The sequence below is a fragment of the Roseburia sp. OM03-7AC genome (assembly GCF_003462625.1).
GTDB classification, from domain to species: domain Bacteria; phylum Bacillota; class Clostridia; order Lachnospirales; family Lachnospiraceae; genus Roseburia_C; species Roseburia_C amylophila.
The window spans coordinates 610378-630894 of the sequence record NZ_QTZJ01000001.1; the positions used below are offsets into that span (position 1 = coordinate 610378).

17 protein-coding genes are annotated in these 20517 nt (G+C 41.7%); 1 reads left to right on the forward strand and 16 read right to left on the reverse strand.

Features of this window, described 5'->3' with window-relative positions; genetic code table 11:
* Positions 1-16: 16 nt before the first annotated feature.
* From DXB39_RS03035 to DXB39_RS03060, 6 genes are all read right to left on the reverse strand, one after another.
* A complete protein-coding gene (locus DXB39_RS03035) occupies positions 17-751 on the reverse strand; it encodes an OadG family transporter subunit (RefSeq protein WP_117841007.1) in 735 nt (244 codons plus the stop codon).
* Positions 752-764: 13 nt separating this feature from the next.
* On the reverse strand, positions 765-2201 hold the full coding sequence (locus DXB39_RS03040; protein ID WP_117697184.1) for an acyl-CoA carboxylase subunit beta: 1437 nt from the start codon (positions 2199-2201) through the stop codon (positions 765-767).
* Positions 2202-2342: 141 nt separating this feature from the next.
* Positions 2343-3605: a D-alanyl-D-alanine carboxypeptidase family protein gene (locus tag DXB39_RS03045; RefSeq protein WP_243005991.1), complete on the reverse strand. Its 1263-nt coding sequence runs from the start codon at positions 3603-3605 to the stop codon at positions 2343-2345.
* Positions 3606-3696: 91 nt separating this feature from the next.
* Positions 3697-4266 carry an SMC-Scp complex subunit ScpB gene (gene scpB / locus DXB39_RS03050; protein WP_117841006.1) on the reverse strand — a complete coding sequence of 190 codons (570 nt, stop codon included), beginning with the start codon at positions 4264-4266 and terminating at the stop codon, positions 3697-3699.
* 23 nt (positions 4267-4289) lie between these two features.
* A complete protein-coding gene (locus DXB39_RS03055; RefSeq protein ID WP_022243723.1) occupies positions 4290-5039 on the reverse strand; it encodes a segregation and condensation protein A in 750 nt (249 codons plus the stop codon).
* A gap of 107 nt (positions 5040-5146) precedes the next feature.
* Positions 5147-6004 (reverse strand): metallophosphoesterase, encoded by an 858-nt coding sequence (locus tag DXB39_RS03060; protein WP_117841005.1) that lies wholly within the window; start codon positions 6002-6004, stop codon positions 5147-5149.
* A 98-nt stretch (positions 6005-6102) separates the two neighbouring features.
* On the opposite strand from DXB39_RS03060, the gene DXB39_RS03065 reads away from it, so the two are divergent.
* Entirely contained in the window at positions 6103-7365 is a 1263-nt protein-coding gene (locus DXB39_RS03065; RefSeq protein WP_117841004.1) for a D-alanyl-D-alanine carboxypeptidase family protein, read from the forward strand.
* An 8-nt stretch (positions 7366-7373) separates the two neighbouring features.
* Here DXB39_RS03065 and cls read toward each other — a convergent pair whose 3' ends face one another.
* From cls to infB, 10 genes are all read right to left on the reverse strand, one after another.
* Positions 7374-8909, reverse strand: coding sequence for a cardiolipin synthase (cls, locus tag DXB39_RS03070; protein ID WP_117697179.1), 1536 nt, complete (start codon positions 8907-8909; stop codon positions 7374-7376).
* A 146-nt stretch (positions 8910-9055) separates the two neighbouring features.
* Positions 9056-9946: a S8 family peptidase gene (locus DXB39_RS03075; RefSeq protein ID WP_117841003.1), complete on the reverse strand. Its 891-nt coding sequence runs from the start codon at positions 9944-9946 to the stop codon at positions 9056-9058.
* A 238-nt stretch (positions 9947-10184) separates the two neighbouring features.
* Positions 10185-12278, reverse strand: a complete 2094-nt coding sequence (locus DXB39_RS03080; RefSeq protein WP_117697175.1) for a polyribonucleotide nucleotidyltransferase — start codon at positions 12276-12278, stop codon at positions 10185-10187.
* A 293-nt stretch (positions 12279-12571) separates the two neighbouring features.
* On the reverse strand, positions 12572-12838 hold the full coding sequence (gene rpsO, locus DXB39_RS03085; protein WP_022242572.1) for a 30S ribosomal protein S15: 267 nt from the start codon (positions 12836-12838) through the stop codon (positions 12572-12574).
* A 144-nt stretch (positions 12839-12982) separates the two neighbouring features.
* Complete coding sequence (locus DXB39_RS03090; protein WP_117697173.1) at positions 12983-14101, reverse strand: C40 family peptidase; 1119 nt, start codon at positions 14099-14101, stop codon at positions 12983-12985.
* Between the two features lie 174 nt (positions 14102-14275).
* Positions 14276-15199, reverse strand: coding sequence for a bifunctional riboflavin kinase/FAD synthetase (locus tag DXB39_RS03095; protein WP_022242574.1), 924 nt, complete (start codon positions 15197-15199; stop codon positions 14276-14278).
* A 32-nt stretch (positions 15200-15231) separates the two neighbouring features.
* Positions 15232-16164 carry a tRNA pseudouridine(55) synthase TruB gene (gene truB / locus DXB39_RS03100; RefSeq protein ID WP_117841002.1) on the reverse strand — a complete coding sequence of 311 codons (933 nt, stop codon included), beginning with the start codon at positions 16162-16164 and terminating at the stop codon, positions 15232-15234.
* Positions 16165-16176: 12 nt separating this feature from the next.
* Positions 16177-17127, reverse strand: a complete 951-nt coding sequence (locus DXB39_RS03105) for a DHH family phosphoesterase (protein WP_117841001.1) — start codon at positions 17125-17127, stop codon at positions 16177-16179.
* A gap of 35 nt (positions 17128-17162) precedes the next feature.
* Entirely contained in the window at positions 17163-17525 is a 363-nt protein-coding gene (gene rbfA / locus DXB39_RS03110) for a 30S ribosome-binding factor RbfA (protein ID WP_022242577.1), read from the reverse strand.
* Between the two features lie 23 nt (positions 17526-17548).
* The gene (gene infB / locus DXB39_RS03115) at positions 17549-20506 is read right to left on the reverse strand and encodes a translation initiation factor IF-2 (RefSeq protein WP_117841000.1); all 2958 of its coding nucleotides are present in this window, start codon (positions 20504-20506) and stop codon (positions 17549-17551) included.
* Positions 20507-20517: the final 11 nt, after the last annotated feature.

The following is a 20517-nucleotide window of genomic DNA, read 5'->3' on the forward strand; positions in this document are numbered from 1 at the left end:
CTAATTATTCTTCAAACTATCTTCTCTTAATGGAACGTACTACAAATCCATCTGTAGAACTTCCTGTTGCTGCCGCAATTGCAGCAGAGATAACTGCAACAAGTTCCAAATCATCCTGAACCAGCTCTTCTTTCTGAGCAATCTGTTCTACTACTTTATCTTCTTTTGCAGCAGTTGCATCAGCCGCATTCTTTTTCTTATTCTGTAAATAAGGAATAATGCGGAATGCATAAATAATAATACTGATTAAAATTAAGATTACAAATACGGTACCCATGCCCATAAGTGTATTCATTCCGGCTTTGCCCATTTTCTCGCCAAGTGAATATACCTTGTCAAATGTCATACTGGTAAGTTCCGGTGTGTCTGTAGTTGTATCAAATACAACAGTAAAACTCAAATCACGGTTGGTATAATTCAATATCTGTTCCATTACCATTGTCTTATTTGACTCTGTCATGGTAAAGTCACCAAATCCCTGGAAATCTCCTTCGTCAGCAACAGCTTCTTTCCAACTGCTATAGAAGTTGTAGTTTACTGCATCGCTCTTCTCTGAAATGGAAGAAAGAGCATTATCAATATCAGCTTCTGACACAGTAGTTATCTGCTGTACTGTCTGTTGTACTGTATCCTTCCACTGGTCATAGGTGCCTCCATTGAATGTTATTGAAGTCTGATCTGTCTTACCACAGGCCGTTATAGAAAATGCAAGCACGAAAACACATACAAGCATCCACAATTTTTTCTTCATAAGATTCACCTTTCTATTTTGTTCCATGTTTCTTATATGGAGTATCCATACGTTTTGTAAACAGCATTTCAAAAGCTGCTACAAGATATTTTCTGGTATCAGCAGGCTCAATAATCAAGTCTACATATCCTCTCTTAGCTGCAGTTACAACATTAGACTGTAATGCCTCATATTCTTTTGCTTTCTCTGCAAGCTTGTCTGCATCAGCATCTGCATACATAATCTCTGCTGCAAGACGTGCATCCATCATACCGGTCTTAACATCCGGCCATGCGTATACAAGGTCAGCACCGATTGCTTTGGAGTTCATCATTACTGCTGCACTTCCGTAAGCATTACCGGTAAGCAGGCTAACCTTAGGAACGGTAGCATTTGCAAATGCATATGTAAGTTTAGCCAAAGCTTTTGCAAGTCTTCTTTCGCTGCATTTTGTTGCTGTAAATCCAGCCACATTGGTAAGAGATAATACAGGAATATCAAATGCATCACAGAACTGGATGAATTCAGAAGCTTTTTCACAGCCTTTTGCACAAAGTGCTGCATCATGCTCTGCGACTTTCTTTCCTTCTTCATCATATTCTTCTGTGCAGTTAGCAACAGCACCGACAGTCAGTCCGTTTAACTGGATGAATCCGGTTACCATGCTCTTTGCATAATCCTTCTTTGTCTCTAAGAAATTGTGATTATCAGAAATCTCGCTTAATACGAAACGAGGATCGCCTTTCATGGTATCTACATTTTCGCATGCACGGTTCAAATCATCTTCACAGTCTTCCATATAACCATTCTCTGTGTTATCTGCCGGAAGCATGCAGACCAATTCACGAATCTGTGCAAAGATTTCTTCTTCAGAACCTGCCATATCAATGACGCCGGTCTCTGTGCTCTGGAAATCTGCAGAAGAAGTATCACATTTTCCAACGTAATTTCCTTCGATTGCGTTTGGTGCATTTACAAACATTTTGGCTTTATCAGCTTCCATATATGCAAAATCACATAATCCAGGTACTACGGTAAGTCCGCCGCCACAGTTGCCAAATACAGCACAAATCTGTGGAATTACTCCGGATGCCATAACCTGTTTTTCATAAATCATTCCTAATGCATTCAAAGCATCTACTGATTCCTGAAGACGAACTCCGGCACAATCCAAAAGTCCGATTACCGGTGCACCCATCTTCATCGCCCTGTCATAAACAGCTGCAATTTTCTTTGCATGCATCTCGCCAATTGTTCCATTTAATACGGAAGAATCCTGACTGTAGACAAATACCAGATTACCATCAATCAGACCATGTCCGGTAATGACACCATCTGATGGCGTAGCTTCATCTGCCAGATTAAAATCCGTATTTCTTGCGGTTACCAGAGAACCTATTTCCATAAAGCTGTTTTCATCCAGCAAACGGCAAATTCTCTGTTCTGCTAAGTTATTACTTCTGTTGCTCATCTCTTAGTCCTCCATCTATTTTAGAAAAAATAAAATTTTTCGCTAGGGTAATTGTAGTACATTGACCAAAACTTTTCAATAGCAAATTGTTAATTTTTTCACAGATTTTACATATCGCATTTTATGGCTGATTTTCTGACTTTATAAAGAAAAAAGGTCAACCATTCTGAGGCAGCTGTAGCGGTAATCCCATGCCGGAACACTGTCTTTTAAGACAAGTTCTTCCTCTCTCACCACCTGCCCGTTCAGTATATACTTAAGGGTTCCAACAGTAGTTTCTGCTTCCACCGGAGCCTCAAGTCTCTGCTTTCTCTCCAATTTAAATTCAATGGATTCATCCTTACGAAGCAGTATATTTTCTATCTGTTTTTCCTCTGTCCTGTTCTGAACCTCTGTCATCTTAATTCTGCTATAGTCTTCTGTCTTTGCCCCACTTATCTCAAGAGGACATTCTGCTTCCTTGGGGATTTCCAACTCCAGAAGATTTACCTTTTCAAATGAATCAATTCCATACTGCATCAGCTGTTTTGTGTCTGACCATTTATAATTCTTATTGTTTGGCCAGCCGCAGCCCAAAAGTGCCACCACATAGGTACGGTCATCCCGCCGCAATGCTCCCACATAACAGTATCCGGCATTGCCCGTAAAACCGGTTTTACCACTGATTGCTCCGTCCATTATCGTAAGGAAACGGTTGTGATTATTGCAGCTATAGTTTCGTGTTCCTTCTATATTAGAAAAGGAATAGGACGGTGTCTGCGTAATTTCAAGAAAAGTCTCTTTCATGGGAGACTCATTGATGCAATAGCTCATAATCCGGGCAAGGTCGGCTGCTGTCGTTCCATGGAATCCGTTTTCATCTTCCTTATCCAGTCCGTTTGGCGTAATGAAATAGGTATCCATGCAGCCAAGCTCCGCCGCCTTCTCATTCATCAAGCCAGCAAATGCCTCCACACTTCCTGCCACATGTTCCGCAATTGCCACTGCCGAATCATTGTGGGATTCTAACATCAGAGAGAAACAAAGGTCTTTTAATAAAAACTGTTCCCCACTTGCTCCATTCAGCTGCACATCCGGCTGGGAGGCTGCATAATCAGAAAATGTAACCACGTCATTTAAATCTGCATGCTCTAAGGTTACAATCAATGTCATAATCTTTGTCGTACTGGCATTTGCCCGGCGCACATCCTCTTCTTTTCCAAACAAAATACGCCCTGAATCCGCATCCATTAAGCATGCAGACAGCGCGTACAAATTCTTTGGTTCTTCGATTTCTATTTCATTTTCTTCCTGCGTTTCATCCGGATTATCCTGTGGCAGCGGTTCTGCCGGAATATGATTGGAACTAAAAAATATAAAAAGCAGAGATAATGCTGTCATTTTCTTCCACCGTCTCTTTTTCATGACCGCTCCAAAATACATTTTCTCTGCATTCTATTCATTTCTTTCTATGATTATACTTCGATTATACTTCCGCTTACTACATTCCCTGTTGCTATACTTCAAGCTTCATTTCTGCTTCCTGTTCAGCCTGATGCTTGAATTCTTCCACCTGGTCTTCATTCAGCACCGGGAGTTCATCGATGGAATGCACACCAAAGCTCCGTAAGAATTCCTCTGTTGTGCCAAATAGCATAGGTCTGCCCGGAGCATCCAATCTTCCCACTTCATTGACCAGATTATATTCCACCAGTTTGCTTACTGCATGGTCGCAGGATACGCCACGGATTTTTTCAATCTCCGCCTTAGTGATTGGCTGCTTATAAGCAATGATGGATAAGGTCTCTAACAGTACGTCTGTAAGGACACGCTTCTTCGGCTGTTTTGCAATCCGAATCAGATATTCATACATTTCATTCTTCGTACACATCTGATAAGCACCGTCCAGTTCGATAATCTGGATACCTCTTTCTTCCTGCTCATATTTCTGCTGGAGTGCTTCTATTTTCTTTTTGGTTTCCTGTTTGTCTAATTCAATTGCATTGGCAATTTTATCCAATTCTACCGATTCCCCCATGGTAAATAAAATTGCTTCTATAATTGCTTCATAATTCTTTTCTTCCATTACTACCCTCATATAATAAGAGCCTAGGCTGCAACCTTGGACTCTATTCTGATATCATCAAATATTTTATCCTGATAAATGGTTATCTTGCCCATCTTCATCAGCTCAAGCACTGCAAGGAAGGTCACGATAATCTCCATCTTGCCACACTGTGCTTCTAAAAGACTGCGGAAGCTGAAATGTGGATGTGTCATTGCATACTGCTCTAAATATACCATTTTATCGGACAGTGATACTTCTTCTTTCTCAATCTTGCCAAATTTGGAACGAACCGGGTCAATCTTATCTTCCTGCTTACGCATGATGGATTTGAAAATATCATTCAATTTCTTCAATGTGACATCTGCCATCAGTTCCTCTAAATCCACCGGCTCTTCATAGGCAGCTACCTCGTCTGGAATCGTCGGCTCCTTAAACATCACCTTTTCCGCATCCATCTGACGGTCTTTTAATTCATAGGAAATGCATTTATACATCTTATATTCCAAAAGCTGTTCTACCAGTTCTGCTCTCGGGTCTTCTGCTTCCTCTTCTTCTGTCTCTTTTGCCGGAAGAAGCATCTTTGATTTAATATCAATCAGTGTGGCTGCCATAACTAAGAACTCACTCATAACATTTAAATCCTGCCGCTTCATTTCCCGGATATATTCCATATACTGATTGGTAATCTCCACAATTGGGATATCATAGATATTTACTTTATTCTTATCCAGCAGATGAAGGAGCAAATCCAACGGTCCTTCGAACACCTGCAGCTTTACTGTTAATTCCATTTCAAAACCTCTCCATTCTTTCCTAGCACATCTATTTTAACGGTATCTAAGAAAAAACGCAAGTGTTTTCACAAGATTTAGTGTTTTTCACAACTTTATACCACAAATCAAGCAATATCTTGTGGTTTTATAACCATAAACACAAGTTCCGCCCGGTTAAAGATTCTGATATGAAAGGTATGGGTTCCAAGCCCCCGGCTTACGATTACTTTCTTTCCCTCAAAATCAAAGGCTCCTGCATCATATTTCGGGAACCACTGAAACTGCGGAGAAATCAGGCTTCCAACACCCGGAATCCGTATCAGTCCTCCATGATTATGTCCGCAAAAAGTCAAATCCGCTCCCCAGTCTGCATATTCCTTCGCATATCTTGGATTGTGTGCTAACAGCACCTGAAATGTATCTTCCGTCTGCTCCGGAAGCGTTTTCTCAAGATAATCCTGTGGAAGTGGCACATCCACTCCTTTTTTATAACAGGACAATGGAATTTCAAGCCCGGTAACCACCAGTTCTCCAAAAGCTTCTGTTTCATTATGTAGTACATGGATGCCAAGCTCTTTTACCTTATTTTCAAAAGCGAAAAATTTCTCCTGATACTCACTTTTTCTTATGTGGGCACGGGATTCATGATTTCCGTAAGAATAATAAACCGGTGCAATCCTGCACAGCTCTTCCAATATCTTTAACGCTGTCTCATAGGTGTCACTTTTCCTGCTAACCACCATATCTCCTGGAATCAGAATCAGATCCGGCTGTCCACTTCTAATTGCATCTAAAAGCCGGATGTTGTCTTTTCCATACTGAAAACCATGCAAATCTGCCAGTACTGCTGCCTTATATTCTCTTTGCACTTTACCACTTTTTATCTCATAATCCGTTCTTGCAAATTTTTTTAATTCCTGCCACTGCCAGATTATGTAAACCAAAATCACACATGCTATTACAATAATGATTTTTAATAACATCTTTCACCTCTTTGCATCAACAAAATAAACCATGCTTTATCTGCATATTTCTTTCTCTTCTCTATTAAAATGTAATAGAACATACCGGAGGTATTCTTATGCATACCATTCTTTCCATTTTCATAAGCCTGTCTCTTCTTGGTCCGGCCTTTTTACCAATGGCATCACAATTTTCTGTTCTTGCAGAAAACGAAACTCCTGCAGAATCCAACAATCCATCCCCTGATGCTTCCATGCCAGATGCTTCCAATCCGGATGCTGCTTCCGATGCATCTGCTCCGGTCGCATTGTCCGCTCCCAGTGCTCTTTTAATGGAAGCATCTACCGGAACTATCATCTATGAAAAAGATGCTCATTCCATCCTGCATCCTGCCAGCATTACGAAAATCATGACGCTGATTCTGATTTTCGATGCTCTGGACACACAAAAAATTTCCTTAGATGATGTTGTCACAGTTTCGGAACATGCTGCAAGTATGGGCGGTTCCCAGGTCTTCTTAGAGCCGGGTGAAACCCAGACCGTTGATACCTTGATAAAGTGTATCAGTGTTGCCAGTGCCAATGACGCCTGCGTTGCCATGGCAGAATTCATTGCCGGTTCGGAAGATGCCTTCGTTGCCCAGATGAATGAGCGGGCTGCCGGACTTGGTATGAAGGATACCAACTTTGTTAACTGCTGCGGTCTTGACGTTGACAATCATATGACCAGTGCCTATGATGTTGCTCTAATGTCCCGGGAATTAATCACAAAATATCCGCAGATACATAATTATTCCACCATCTGGATGGAAAATATTACCCATGTCACGAAAAAAGGGTCTTCCGAATTTGGTTTAACCAACACCAATAAGCTCATCAAACAATACGCCTATGCCACTGGATTAAAAACCGGTTCCACCGGTCTTGCCAAGTACTGTGTCTCAGCCACTGCTGAAAAAGATAACATTAAACTCATCGCAGTCATTATGGCTGCACCGGATTATAAAGTGCGTTTTGCTGATGCGTCCGCCCTTTTAGACTATGGTTTTTCCGTATGCCGGCTCTATCAGGATACCACACCGCCCGCTCTGCCGGAATTATCAGTACGGGGTGGCACTGATAAAAAGGTCAGTCTTTCCTATGAAGGAACCTTTTCATATCTTGATACTGCAGGAAATGACTTAAATCTTATTGAAAAAAAGCTTTCTCTTCCAGAAGAAATAAAAGCTCCGGTAACACAGGGAAAAGAAGCCGGCACACTTTACTATACATTAAATGAAAAAGAAATCGGCTCCATCCGTGTCTTATATGATACTACAATTCCAAAAGCTACCTATCAGGATTATTTTCGTAAGACGCTTACTTATTTCTTCTCCCTGTAAAACCTTTTCTACAAAAGCGGGGCCAGCAGACGCAGACAGGTCTGTATCATCCGTACTCCTACAAATCTGTGTTTGCAGAATTCCAGATCAATCTGCTGTGACTGTCCGATTACCGCAAGTGCATCTTCTTTTAACTGCAGCACTGCCTCGGTCTTATAGCACCAGACTCCGCATTCAAAATGCAGATACATACTGCGGTAATCCAGATTGATACTGCCTACGGTAGCAATTTTATCATCACAGACAAAACTCTTTGCATGAATAAATCCCGGTGTATACTGATAAATCTTTACACCACTTTCAATAAGAACACCATAATCTGCCTGTGTCAGAAGATAAACAAATTTCTTATCCGGAATTCCAGGTGTTACAATCCGCACATCCACACCACGTTTTGCCGCATTCTGAAGGCTTACCAGCATTTCATGGTCAATAATCAGATACGGGGTGAAAATGTAGACATACTTCTGTGCTGAATTAATAATGTTCATGTATACATTCTCGCCGGTATTTTCGTGATCTAACGGTGTATCACTATACGGCTGCACATATCCAACGGATGGAATCTTTGCCACATAGTCTGCATCCGGCCGGAACTTCTCATAATCCTCCGTGGAATTTATTATATAATTCCACATTTCAAGAAACATACAGGTAAAGCTCCATACCGCTGCACCTTTCATACGGATTCCGGTATCCTTCCAGTATCCAAACCGCTCAATTTCATTGATATATTCATCTGCAATATTGATTCCACCAGTAAATGCAACATTTCCATCAATAACGAGGATTTTTCTGTGGTCACGGTTATTCATAATGACAGCAAGTCTCGCCCGCAACGGATTAAACGCCGCACATTTAATTCTGATTTTCTGCAATTCCTTATAGAAATTATTCGGCAGTGTCGTAATGCAGCCAACATCATCATAAATCAGACGTACTTCTACGCCCTCTTCCACTTTTTCCTTCAAAAGCTGAATCAGCTCCCGGAACATCTTTCCATCATCTAAAATAAAATATTCCAGAAAAACAAACTTTTTCGCTTTCCGGATTTCTTCTAACATAACTGGAAACATTTCTTCTCCGGACGGATAATAATTTGTTGCTGTATGTTCATAAACTGGAAAATGCGCCCAGTCACTGATATATGAAGACTGTCCAGCGGCAACCGAATCTTCTTCTGCCAGCCGTTCTCTGCACGCTCTATCTTCTGTAAGAAGCGGTTCTACTTCCTCATTTACACGGTTCATTTTCTCTCTTGCCTTTCTGGTGAGTTCCGGTCTTCCAAATACCACGTACAGCAATAATCCGAGCAATGGAAACATCAGAATAATAAATACCCATGCCAGCCGGTATGCCGGATTCATTCTTCGATTTACAACGAATAAAGCTACGATAAATGCAAGTATATTGAGAATCAGGTTGATGTAAGTAGACATTTTACCAACTTCCAGCAGCAGATAAAATAAATATCCAAACTGAAGTAAAATAAGTAAAACTGTGATAAAAAGTCTGCTGATTAAAACTTTAACTATTTTCTTCACCTTATTCCCTCCTCTTTCTTTTCTACCCCTTGTTTTATGCGTATTTTTCATTTTACCGCATTTTCTCCCAGAAATCAAATGTCCGGCGTATTCCTTTCCCTCTGTCTCTTTCTCTCTGCTTTTTATCTCTTCCATGTTCTTTTATTTTATCGAATCAGCTGCATGACATCCAGTCTCCCCCAGCCCTGTGCATGCTTGGATTTTCCGGTATCTACACTCGTCTCATAAAGCCGCAGTTTTACTTCTGCCGGTTTTAGATTTGGATAACGGCTTAAAAGCACCGCGACCGCCCCCGCCACCACCGGTGTTGCCATAGAGGTTCCACTTTTCATCTCATAACCATTTCCCATCCGCTTACAGCTGACAATCGCTGTTCCAGGAGCCACTACTTCCGGTTTCATAATGCAGGCTTCCGTCGGACCTCTCCCACTATACCCACGCATCAGACCCAGATTTTTTACTTCTCCTTCCTCATCATCACTGCTGCCTACCGTTATAATCTTCCGGCATAGCCCCGGTATCGTAATACTCTTATCCTTTGGTCCGTTATTTCCGGCAGCGGCAACCACTACAATTCCTGCATCCCAGACTGCTTCAATTGCTGCTAACAATTCCTCCTGTTCTTCCCTTCTTGCCGAAGCAAGCATTCCTACGGAAATATTTAAGATTCTTATATTCATTTTCCCATAATTTGCAATCAGCCATTTTAATGCAGATACCACCAGTCTGGTATTTCCCTTTCCCATACGGTCTAATACTTTTATCGCATATATCGCTGCTCCCGGTGCCATCCCCCGGTAACGTCCATGAGAAGCAAAACCGGAACCTGCAATAATTCCGGAAACATGGGTTCCATGACCGTTATCATCATAAAGTATCTTCTGATCACCTACATAATCACGAAATCCTCTGATTCTTTGTCCAAAATCAATATGAGTTCCAATTCCTGTATCCATCACGGCTACCGTGACATTATTTCCAATATATCCTAGTTTATGAGCTTCATTCACCCTTGTAATCTGTCTGACCCGTTCCATACTGCACCATTTTATGTTTTCTTATAATATATGCAGTGCAGCATTTTTGACCACCTGCAGTGCTTTCCGGATACCCGAAAAAAGTTTACCCAGCAAACTCGGCTCTTTTTTTCTGCTAGACTTTTTTCTTCGCTACTTACGTAAAAAGGCGTATACCCTTGTGGATTTTCATCCGCAAAAGCATACGCCTTATTTTATTTATGTGAGTATTGAAAAATCACATGCCACGAATCTGCAATTAGTTCTGAGCAGGAACATCCTTGATGGAGAAGCTGATTCTTCCCATTCTGTCTTTGCCCATGCAGATACAGGTTACTGTATCACCAAGAGTCAGAACATCTTCTACATGTTCGATTCTCTCTTTTGCAATCTTGGAAATGTGAACCATTCCCTCTTTGCCCGGTGCAAATTCAATGAATGCACCAAATTCTTTGATGCTTACTACTTTACCAGTGAAAATCTGACCTTCTTCGAAATCAGTTGTAATGATACGGATCATGTCAGCAGCTTTCTCAAGCATTGCTTTATCGGTACCACAGATGCTTACTGCACCTTCATCATTGATGTCAATCTTAACACCAGTGCGGTCGATAATCTCGTTGATTGTCTTACCCTTCTGACCTACTACATCACCAATCTTAGCCGGGTCAATCTGAACCTGAAGAATCTTTGGAGCATACTGTCCAACTTCTTTTCTTGGCTCAGCAATTGCTTTGGACATAACTTCGTCCATGATATAAAGTCTTGCTTCCCTGGTTCTTCTGATTGCTTCTTCTACGATAGGTCTTGTTAATCCGTGAATCTTAATATCCATCTGGATTGCAGTAATACCGTCATGTGTACCGGTTACCTTGAAGTCCATATCTCCGAAGAAGTCTTCAAGTCCCTGAATATCGGTTAATACGATGTAATCATCATCTGTCTCACCAGTTACCAGACCACAGGAAATACCTGCAACCATTTTCTTAATCGGAACACCTGCAGCCATAAGTGCCATACAGGATGCACAGGTAGATGCCATAGAGGTAGAACCATTAGATTCAAAGGTCTCGGATACGGCACGGATTGCATATGGGAATTCTTCTTCAGAAGGAAGAACCGGAACCAATGCTTTCTCAGCCAGTGCTCCATGTCCGATTTCACGACGTCCCGGTCCTCTGGAAGGTTTTGTTTCTCCAACAGAGTAGGATGGGAAATTGTAATGGTGCATATATCTCTTGGTGGTAATATTCTCATCTAATCCATCGATTTTCTGAACTTCAGATAATGGAGCTAATGTTACAACATCACAGATCTGAGTCTGTCCACGGGTAAACATAGCAGAACCATGTACTCTAGGAATAATATCAACCTCAGATGCCAGCGGACGAATCTGGTTGATTGCTCTTCCATCCGGACGTTTGTGATCTTTTAAAATCATCTTACGAACGGTCTTCTTCTGATACTGATATACAGCCTCGCCAACTAATGGAAGCCACTCTTCGTTATCTGCAAATGCCTCTTCCATTTTCTCTGTTACTTTACGGATATTTTCTTCTCTGGTCTGTTTGTCGTCAGAGAATACTGCTACTTCCATCTCATCCGGTGTAACAATCTCACGCATAGCTGCAAACATTTCCTCTGGAACTGCACAGCTTGTATATTCATGTTTTGGTTTACCAACTTCGTTTACCAGTTTCATAATGAAATCATTAATGGTCTGATTGATGTCGTGTGCCATGTAAATTGCTTCAATCATTTTATCTTCCGGAATCTCATTTGCTCCGGCTTCAATCATGATTACTTTCTCTCTGGTAGAAGCAACCGTCAACTGTAAATCACCATTGTCCCAAACTTCCTGGGATGGGTTGATTACAAATTCACCATCTTTCATTCCGACCTGTGTCATAGCACATGGTCCGTCAAATGGGATGTCCGAAATGCAGGTTGCAATCGCAGAACCAAGCATTGCTACGATTTCCGGACGGCATTCCGGGTCAACGCTCATAACGAGGTTGTTTAATGTTACATCATTACGATAATCCTTTGGGAATAACGGACGCATAGGTCTGTCAATTACACGGGAAGTAAGAATTGCATTCTCAGATGCTTTTCCTTCTCTCTTATTAAATCCGCCAGGGATTTTTCCTACTGCATAAGATTTCTCTTCGAACTCTACGCTAAGAGGGAAAAAGTCGATTCCGTCTCTTGGCTTTTCAGATGCTGTTGCAGTAGATAATACAGTGGTATCACCGTAGTGCATGAATGCACATCCATTTGCCTGTTTACCCACACGGTTAATATCAACCGTAAGAGTTCTTCCGGCAAGTTCCATTGAATAACTCTGGTACATATCATTTCTCCTTTTTTGTATACAGGATATTCCTGCTTATTATGGCAGAAGTTCCGAAATGGTGCTGTTTGCAGCCATCCGGAGGTGTATCGACCGAAACTACTGATTAACACAATCTGTAATTGCACTAATCAGTGGTCTCGGAATCGTCCTTCTGCCGTTCTTACATTGTCATCCATAAGACTCTGTACTTGCAGTTCCTTACAGATATCCGGCAACCTGTGGAAGCCTAGCAACCGAAAAATAGAGCGGACAACTCCGCTCTATTCTATACGGTTTCCTTTTACAAGAAATTACTTTCTTAAACCTAAACGTTCGATTAAAGAACGATATCTTTCAATATCAACTTTCTTTAAGTAAGCCAGTAAACGACGTCTCTGACCAACCATCTTTAAAAGTCCTCTTCTGGAATGATGATCCTTCTGATTTACTTTTAAGTGCTCATTCAGCTCATTGATTCTGGCTGTTAAAAGTGCAACCTGTACCTCTGGTGAACCTGTGTCTGTAGCAGTTTTACCATATTCTGCGATGATTGCTTCTTTTCTTTCTTTTGATAACATTTACGTTTCCTCCTTATATTTTCTTATCGCCTGATAATCAGTAAAAGGTCGGAGTGTCCATCTACCGAATATCGGCTAAATCATACCTAACAAATATAACATACTACTTATTATTTGTAAACAAAATTCTGTTAGTTTCCTTATCTAGTTTCCTAATACACGGACAACACATACTGGTGAACGATAATATGCATTGGAAATCTTGATTCCGGTAGAAGGTGAACTTGCATGAACAATCTGACCATTTCCGATATAGATTGCCACATGGTTGATGCCCTTACCGCTACCATAGAAGAACAAATCTCCCGGCTGTGCTTCGGATGCACTGATTCTGGTTCCGCATCCTGCCTGTGCTCTGGATGAGTGTGGCAGATATACGCCATAATTTGCATATACGGATAATACGAATCCGGAACAGTCCGCTCCTCTGGTAAGGCTGGTTCCGCCCCATACATATGGATTACCGACAAACTGTGTTGCATAAGCCACCAGTGATACTCTTGTATCTGAAACACCCTGACCATATTTTAATTCTGTCATGGTCTGTGCCTTTGGCAGCTGCTGTGAAATCTCTACATAGTCGGTACTTGCATATCCTACATCACCATCTAAGTCTACTTCCACCCAGCCATCATACTGATTTAAAACCTCTAATTCTTCTCCTTCCGGCATCAATGCCAGTTTGGTACAATCGGTATTCATCTCAGCACGTACATTTAAAGTCTGTGTTGTAACGGTTGCAATGGTCTTCATTACTTCCTGGGCTTTTGCTACAGCTGCCTCTCCGGTAATGATATATTCTGCTTTTACATATCCGGTTACCTGACCAGATTCAATTTTAAGCCACTCGCCATCGTCCTCTAATATTTCACATCCGGCATCGTTCTGCATCTTTCCTACGATATCAGAATTGGTATCCGGCTGTTCCCTTACATTTAAACTGCTGTCAACCTGTGCAATACCAAGATTGGTATATCCACAGATTGTTGTATCTGCTGGTACCGCTGTATCGGTTGCTGCTGTATCTGCAGGTACCGTTGTATCGGTTGCTGCAGCATCCTCAGACTGTCCTTCCATCGTTGTAACAGTATTGGTTGCTGAAACAACAATATCTGTATTATAATAGGAATCCATTGTAGCAAATATTCCTGCATTTAAGCCGGAACCTGCTGATGTCTGTGCAGCTGCGCCACCCTCAAGCGCCACTGTAAGTCCACAGGTAAGAATAAATGCTGTTGTCTTCCACTTTCTATTGTTCTTCATAAAAATATGCCTCCTGACATTGTAACGATGCAAAATGCACCCTGCATTTCCGCATCTGTTCGAATCAATATGCTTCTCCATATTTTAAGATTATAGCAACGTGATTTCATAATGTCAACATAAATATGTAACAATTATGTAACAATTGTTCGAAATTTTACGAAATTCATATATTTAATGCTGCTGTACATAAAATCTGCCATAGGCAATATCCTGTTCGAGCTGTTGCTTTAAAGCCTCTAAGGATTCAAACTTCATCTCGCTGCGCTCTCTGCTCCGGAAGCAGACACGCACTTTCTTTCCATAGAGATTCTCATTAAAATCAAAAATATTGGTTTCCACTGCCACCGGATTAACCCCTTCGATAGTCGGCTTACATCCCACATCTGCGATTCCATGATACGTCTTATCCCCTACTACAACATCACAAACATAGACGCCAAACGGCGGAAGCAGTTTGTTTTCCGGCGGTATGATATTTATGGTCGGGATTCCAAGTACCTTCGCGCCCATTTCTCTGCCATGTATTACAACACCTTCCACAAAATAATCATAGCCAAGAAGGTATTTTACTTTTTCCATATTGCCCTTTTCTACTTCTTCCCGGATAAAGGTACTGCTGATATCCCGATTCTCATACTGAACCTTATCTATTACCTTAAGTTCATAATGCAGCTTCTTCGCATATATTTCCAGCAGATGGTAATCTCCTCGGCGGTTATGTCCGAAATGAAAATCTGTTCCAACCACAATGCCACGGATTTTCATGGAAGAAGCCAGCATTTCAATAAATGCTTCCGGTTCCATGGTCATGACTTCTTTGGTAAAAGGATATTCAATCAGATAATCAATGCCCTGCTCTTCACAGATTGCAACCTTCTCTTCATTCGTCGTAAGCACCTTCTGGACTTCATTTATCCTGCCCGGTCTCGGCGGAATGGCAAAGGTAAATAGTACCGTTGCACAGCCTTTATTCTTCTGCTCCATCATATGTTCTAATAAAGTCTCATGTCCTCTGTGCAGACCGTCAAATTTGCCAAGGGAAAGCACGCATTCTTCTTCAATATGAAATTCTGTTGTTCCATGTATATACTTCATTTTTTATACCTGCTTAAATGTCTTTTTCCTTCTCATTGCTGTGTAAAGAAAAGTTTTACCGGCTTAAACAGCCTGTCCGCTGTACGGTATTCATATATTCCAACAAAATGATTTGCATTGTCATACACTCTGACTTTTTTGCAGTCATCTTCTTTATAAAAAGAAGCAAGCGTATGCTCTATCGTCTCTGCCTCTGCTATCACAGGCAGCGGCAGCTTATTTCCATTATATAAAAGTGCAGTACTATCTTTGCGGCTGTGAATCTGTGGCAGATTTTTAAATACGGTATCAATGGGATATAAAATCTCTTCTATCTTACCACTTTTCATTATTGTCTCAATTTCCTGCAGTGTTTTTGCATCTTCTATTTGAAAATCTGAAACTCTTGTCCGTACCAGGTACTCCATACAGGCTCCACAACCTAATTTTTCTCCGATGTCATGGCACAATGTCCGGATATAAGTTCCTTTGGAACAGTGCACCCGCATGGTCACTCGCGGCAAGTCGATTGATAAAATTGCAATATCTAATATCTGAACCTTCCTTGCCTTGCGTTCTACTTCCACACCGTTTCTTGCTAAGTCACATAATTTCTTTCCATTGACCTTCAGTGCAGAATACATCGGCGGAATCTGTGCATATTCTCCCACAAAGCTTTCAATACACTGCTTTACTTCTTCTATGGAAAGATTTACCTCGGATTCCTTTAATATGGTTCCTGTCATATCCTGGGTATCCGTTTCTTTTCCCAAAAGCATGACTGCCTCGTATACCTTGTCCTTATCAGTTAAAAGGTCACAGACTCTGGTTGCTTTTCCTATACATACAGGAAGTACGCCCTCCGCATCCGGATCAAGCGTACCTGTATGTCCAATCTTTTTCATTTTTAAAATTCCACGCAGCTTTGCAACTACGTCAAAGGACGTAAATCCTTTTTCTTTTCTCACATTAATAATTCCGTCCATACGTTATCCTGTCTATTTCAAAAGCTGTTTTTCAACGTCCTTTACGATTCCCTCAAGAATCTCTTTGGCATTGCCTTCTATGGTTGCTCCGGCTGCCCGTATATGACCGCCTCCACCATAGGACATCATAATAACTGCCACATCTACCTTACCACTGGAACGCATGCTTGCTTTAAAGCTTCCATCCTCATTTTCGTAAAGAAAGATTGCAGCTTCCACATCTTTAGTAGCACGAAGCTGCTGTACGATTCCTTCTAAATGTTTCGGAAGAACCTGGTATTTTTCCATTTCTTCTTTTGTTACGATAGATGCAATGCATTTTCCATCTAAAAAGAGCTGGCTGTCCACCAATGCCTGACCCAAAATCCGGTTCTGCTCGTAAGTTTTCTCATAATAAGTCTTATCCACGATACGGCTGAAATCAATTCCCATTTCCATCAGCCTGCCGGCAATGTTCATGGTCTTTGCGGAAGTACAGGAATACTGGAACACACCGGTATCATGCACAATTCCCACATAAATACATTCTGCAATTTCCTTTGTAATCTTCTCTTCATCTATGAGTTCATATACAAGCTCACAGGTTGAACTTGCCTCCGGGAAAATGTAGTTTGCATCTGCAAAGCTCTGATTGCTGATATGATGGTCAACACAGAAGGTGCGTTTTGCTGCATGAAAATATTTCACTGCATTTCCCAGTCGTTTCTCATCACCGCAGTCCAATGCAATAAATAAATCGTATGGCTCTTTTTCTATATAAGAGCTGTCAATTTTATCTGCATTTGCAAGGAATTTGAAAATGTTTGGAATCGGTTCCAGATGGAGTTCCACTTCCATTTCCGGATGATATTTTCTGATATAGTTATATACTGCTAACGTGGAACCTACACAGTCTCCGTCAGGTTTTACATGACCGGCTATTGCTACACGCTTCACATCATAAAGCTGTTCCTCTAATTTCATTGGCAACACCTGCTCTCTTTCTCTTCGGATGAGGCTTAGGACTCTTCCTGTCCAATCACCTCATCAATTTTCTTTGACATGTTTACACCATACTCAATGGACTGATCCAGGATAAACCGAATCTCCGGAGTATTTCTTAAATTGATACTTTTTGCGAGGGCATGACGAATATACCCTTCTGCACTATTAAGACCTTTGATTGTATTATTCTGAGCTTCTTCGTCTCCGAATACACTGATATACGCCTTACAGGTTTTTAAATCCGGTGCCACTTCTACGGCAACCACGCTGGTCATCGGCGCAATACGCGGGTCTTTTACTTCACTCCGGATAATGTTGGAGAGTTCTCTTTGAACTTCTCCATTTATCCGCATATTTTTCATACTATTTTTTTGCATAATTTTCCTGTCCTTCTATCAGATTATCTGGCAACCTCTACCATCTTATATGCCTCTACCTGATCCAGTTCTGCAATATCATTAAATCCTTCGAATACAAGACCACACTCATATCCGGCTTTTACTTCCTTCACATCGTCCTTGAAACGTTTCAGGGAAGCAAGATTTCCTTCAAATATCTGTGTTCCCTCACGGGTAATACGGACTTTACATCCACGCTCAAAGTTACCATCCAATACATAAGAACCTGCAATGTTACCAACACCGGATGCTTTGAAAATCTGACGAACTTCTGCATGGCCGATTACTTTTTCTTCGTATACAGGATCTAACATTCCCTTCATAGCAGCTTCTACGTCTTCAATTGCGTTATAGATAACTTTATACAGACGGATATCTACACCTTCATTTTCAGCAGTAACCTTTGCTGTAGGGTCCGGTCTTACGTTAAATCCAATGATGATTGCGTTAGATGCAGATGCTAAAGTAACATCAGATTCGTTGATTGCACCAACACCACCATGGATAATCTTAACCACAACTTCGTCGTTGGAAAGTTTTACAAGACTCTGTTTTACGGCTTCTACAGAACCCTGGACGTCTGCTTTAACGATGATATCCAGCTCTTTTACATCTCCGGACTGAATCTGTGAGAACAGATCATCTAAAGACATTCTGGAACGGGTCTCCTCTAACAGTTTTGCCTTTCCTTCGGAAATATATGTCTCTGCAAAGTTTCTTGCATCTTTTTCACTGTCACATGCTACGAATGTTTCTCCTGCATCCGGTACACTGGAAAGTCCTAAAATCTCTACCGGCATGGATGGTCCGGCTTCTTTTACTCTTCTTCCTTTATCGTCAATCATGGCACGCACTTTACCATATGCACTACCACAGGCAATCGGCTCACCAACTGTAAGGGTTCCCTTCTGTACTAAAACAGTTGCTACAGCTCCTCTTCCTTTATCCAGCTGTGCCTCAATGATAACACCACGGGCTTTACGTTTTGGATTTGCCTTTAATTCGCTGACTTCTGCTGTTAATAATAACATTTCCAATAACTGGTCAATACCTTCGTGGGTATGAGCAGATACCGGTACAAAGATGGTGCTTCCACCCCAGTCTTCCGGAATCAGTTCGTATTCGGATAACTCCTGTTTTACTCGGTCGATATTGGCATTTGGCTTATCAATCTTATTGATTGCTACTACGATTTCAATTCCGGCTGCTTTAGCATGGTTAATTGCTTCTACCGTCTGTGGCATGACACCATCATCTGCTGCAACTACAAGAATTGCAATGTCGGTAGATTTTGCTCCACGCAGACGCATTGCGGTAAATGCTTCATGTCCCGGTGTATCTAAGAAGGTAATCTTCTGTCCGTTGATACTTACCACATATGCTCCGATATGCTGTGTGATACCACCAGCCTCACGGTCTGTTACATGTGTATTACGGATTGCATCCAGAAGGGATGTTTTACCATGGTCAACGTGACCCATTACACAGACAACAGGTGGTCTTGGAACTAAATCTTCTTCTCTTTCTTCATCCTCTTTTAAAAGCTCTGCAATTACGTCTACCTTTTCTTCCGGCTCTGCAATACAGTTAAATTCCAGTGCAATTTCTTCTGCACTGTCATAGTCGATTTCCTGGTTTACGGTAACCATCTGTCCCTTCATAAAGAGCTTCTTGATGATTTCAGAAGCCTGAACCTTCATCTTATCTGCCAATTCCTTAATCGTCATACGCTCCGGCAGGGATACGCTGCGGATGGTATCTTCTTCCTTTGGTTTCGGCTGTGCAGGACGTTTCTTCTTACCGCCGTTTTTCTCAAGATTTACATATCTTTCCTGTTTCTTGCTTCCTAACTTATCGTGCTCCTGCACCTGTTTCTTACGGGTATTGTCACGGTCACGATTCTCACGGCTTTCTTTTCTTAAATCGTCCGGTCCTGCCTGAATCGCTTCTTTATTGAAACGGTTTAATTCCTGATCGAATCTTCCACCATTTCTTCCGCCTCTTCCATTTCTGTCGCCTTGTGGACGGTTATTATTGTATGGTCTGTCTCCCTGTGGGCGGTTATTGTTGTACGGTCTGTCTCCCTGCGGGCGGTTGTTATTGTACGGTCTGTCTCCCTGCGGGCGGTTGTTATTATACGGTCTGTCTCCCTGCTGACGGTTATTATATGGTCTGTCCCCCTGCGGGCGGTTGTTATTGTACGGTCTGTCTCCCTGCTGACGGTTATTATACGGTCTGTCTCCCTGTGGGCGGTTGTTATTATACGGTCTGTCTCCCTGTGGACGGTTATTGTTGTATGGTCTGTCTCCCTGCTGACGGTTATTGTTAAAGTTTCTTGTCTCCGTCTTCTTCTCTTCTGTTTTCACTACCGGTTTCTCCTGAACAGTTTTTGTTTCCGTAGTCTTTACTTCTGCAGTTTTCGTTTCTGCTGGTTTTACTTCTGCAGCCTTAACTTCTGTTGCCTTTACCTCTGCCGGCTTAACTTCTACAGCTTTTACTTCTGCAGGCTTTGGTGCTGCCGGTTTTGCAGGCTGAGCTGGTCTTGCAGCCGGTGCCGGCCTTCTTGCTTCTCCGGTCTTGGCATTGGTGTGATAAGCCTGACGTCTGCTTCCCGGATTGGTCTTGCTGTTCTGTGGGTTAAATACAGCAGAAATGCTTGCTTTTTTCTTTGGTCGAGCCGGTGCCTCTGTTGATTTTGCCTCGCCTGCAGCTTTTGTTTCACCTGCTGGCTTTGCTTCTGTTGCAGCTTTTGCTTCGCCTGCCGGCTTTGTCTCTGCTGCTGGCTTTACTGCTGGTTTTGCTGCTCCGTTTACTTTAGAACGCACCAGCTTCTGTGCATCTTCATCTATACTATTGCTGGATGTCTTTACTTCATACTGGGTTCCTTTTAAGGAATCCAAAACATCCTGCGGCTTTATATTTAATTCTTTTGCGAGTTCATATACTCTGAGTTTTGACATATATAACTACC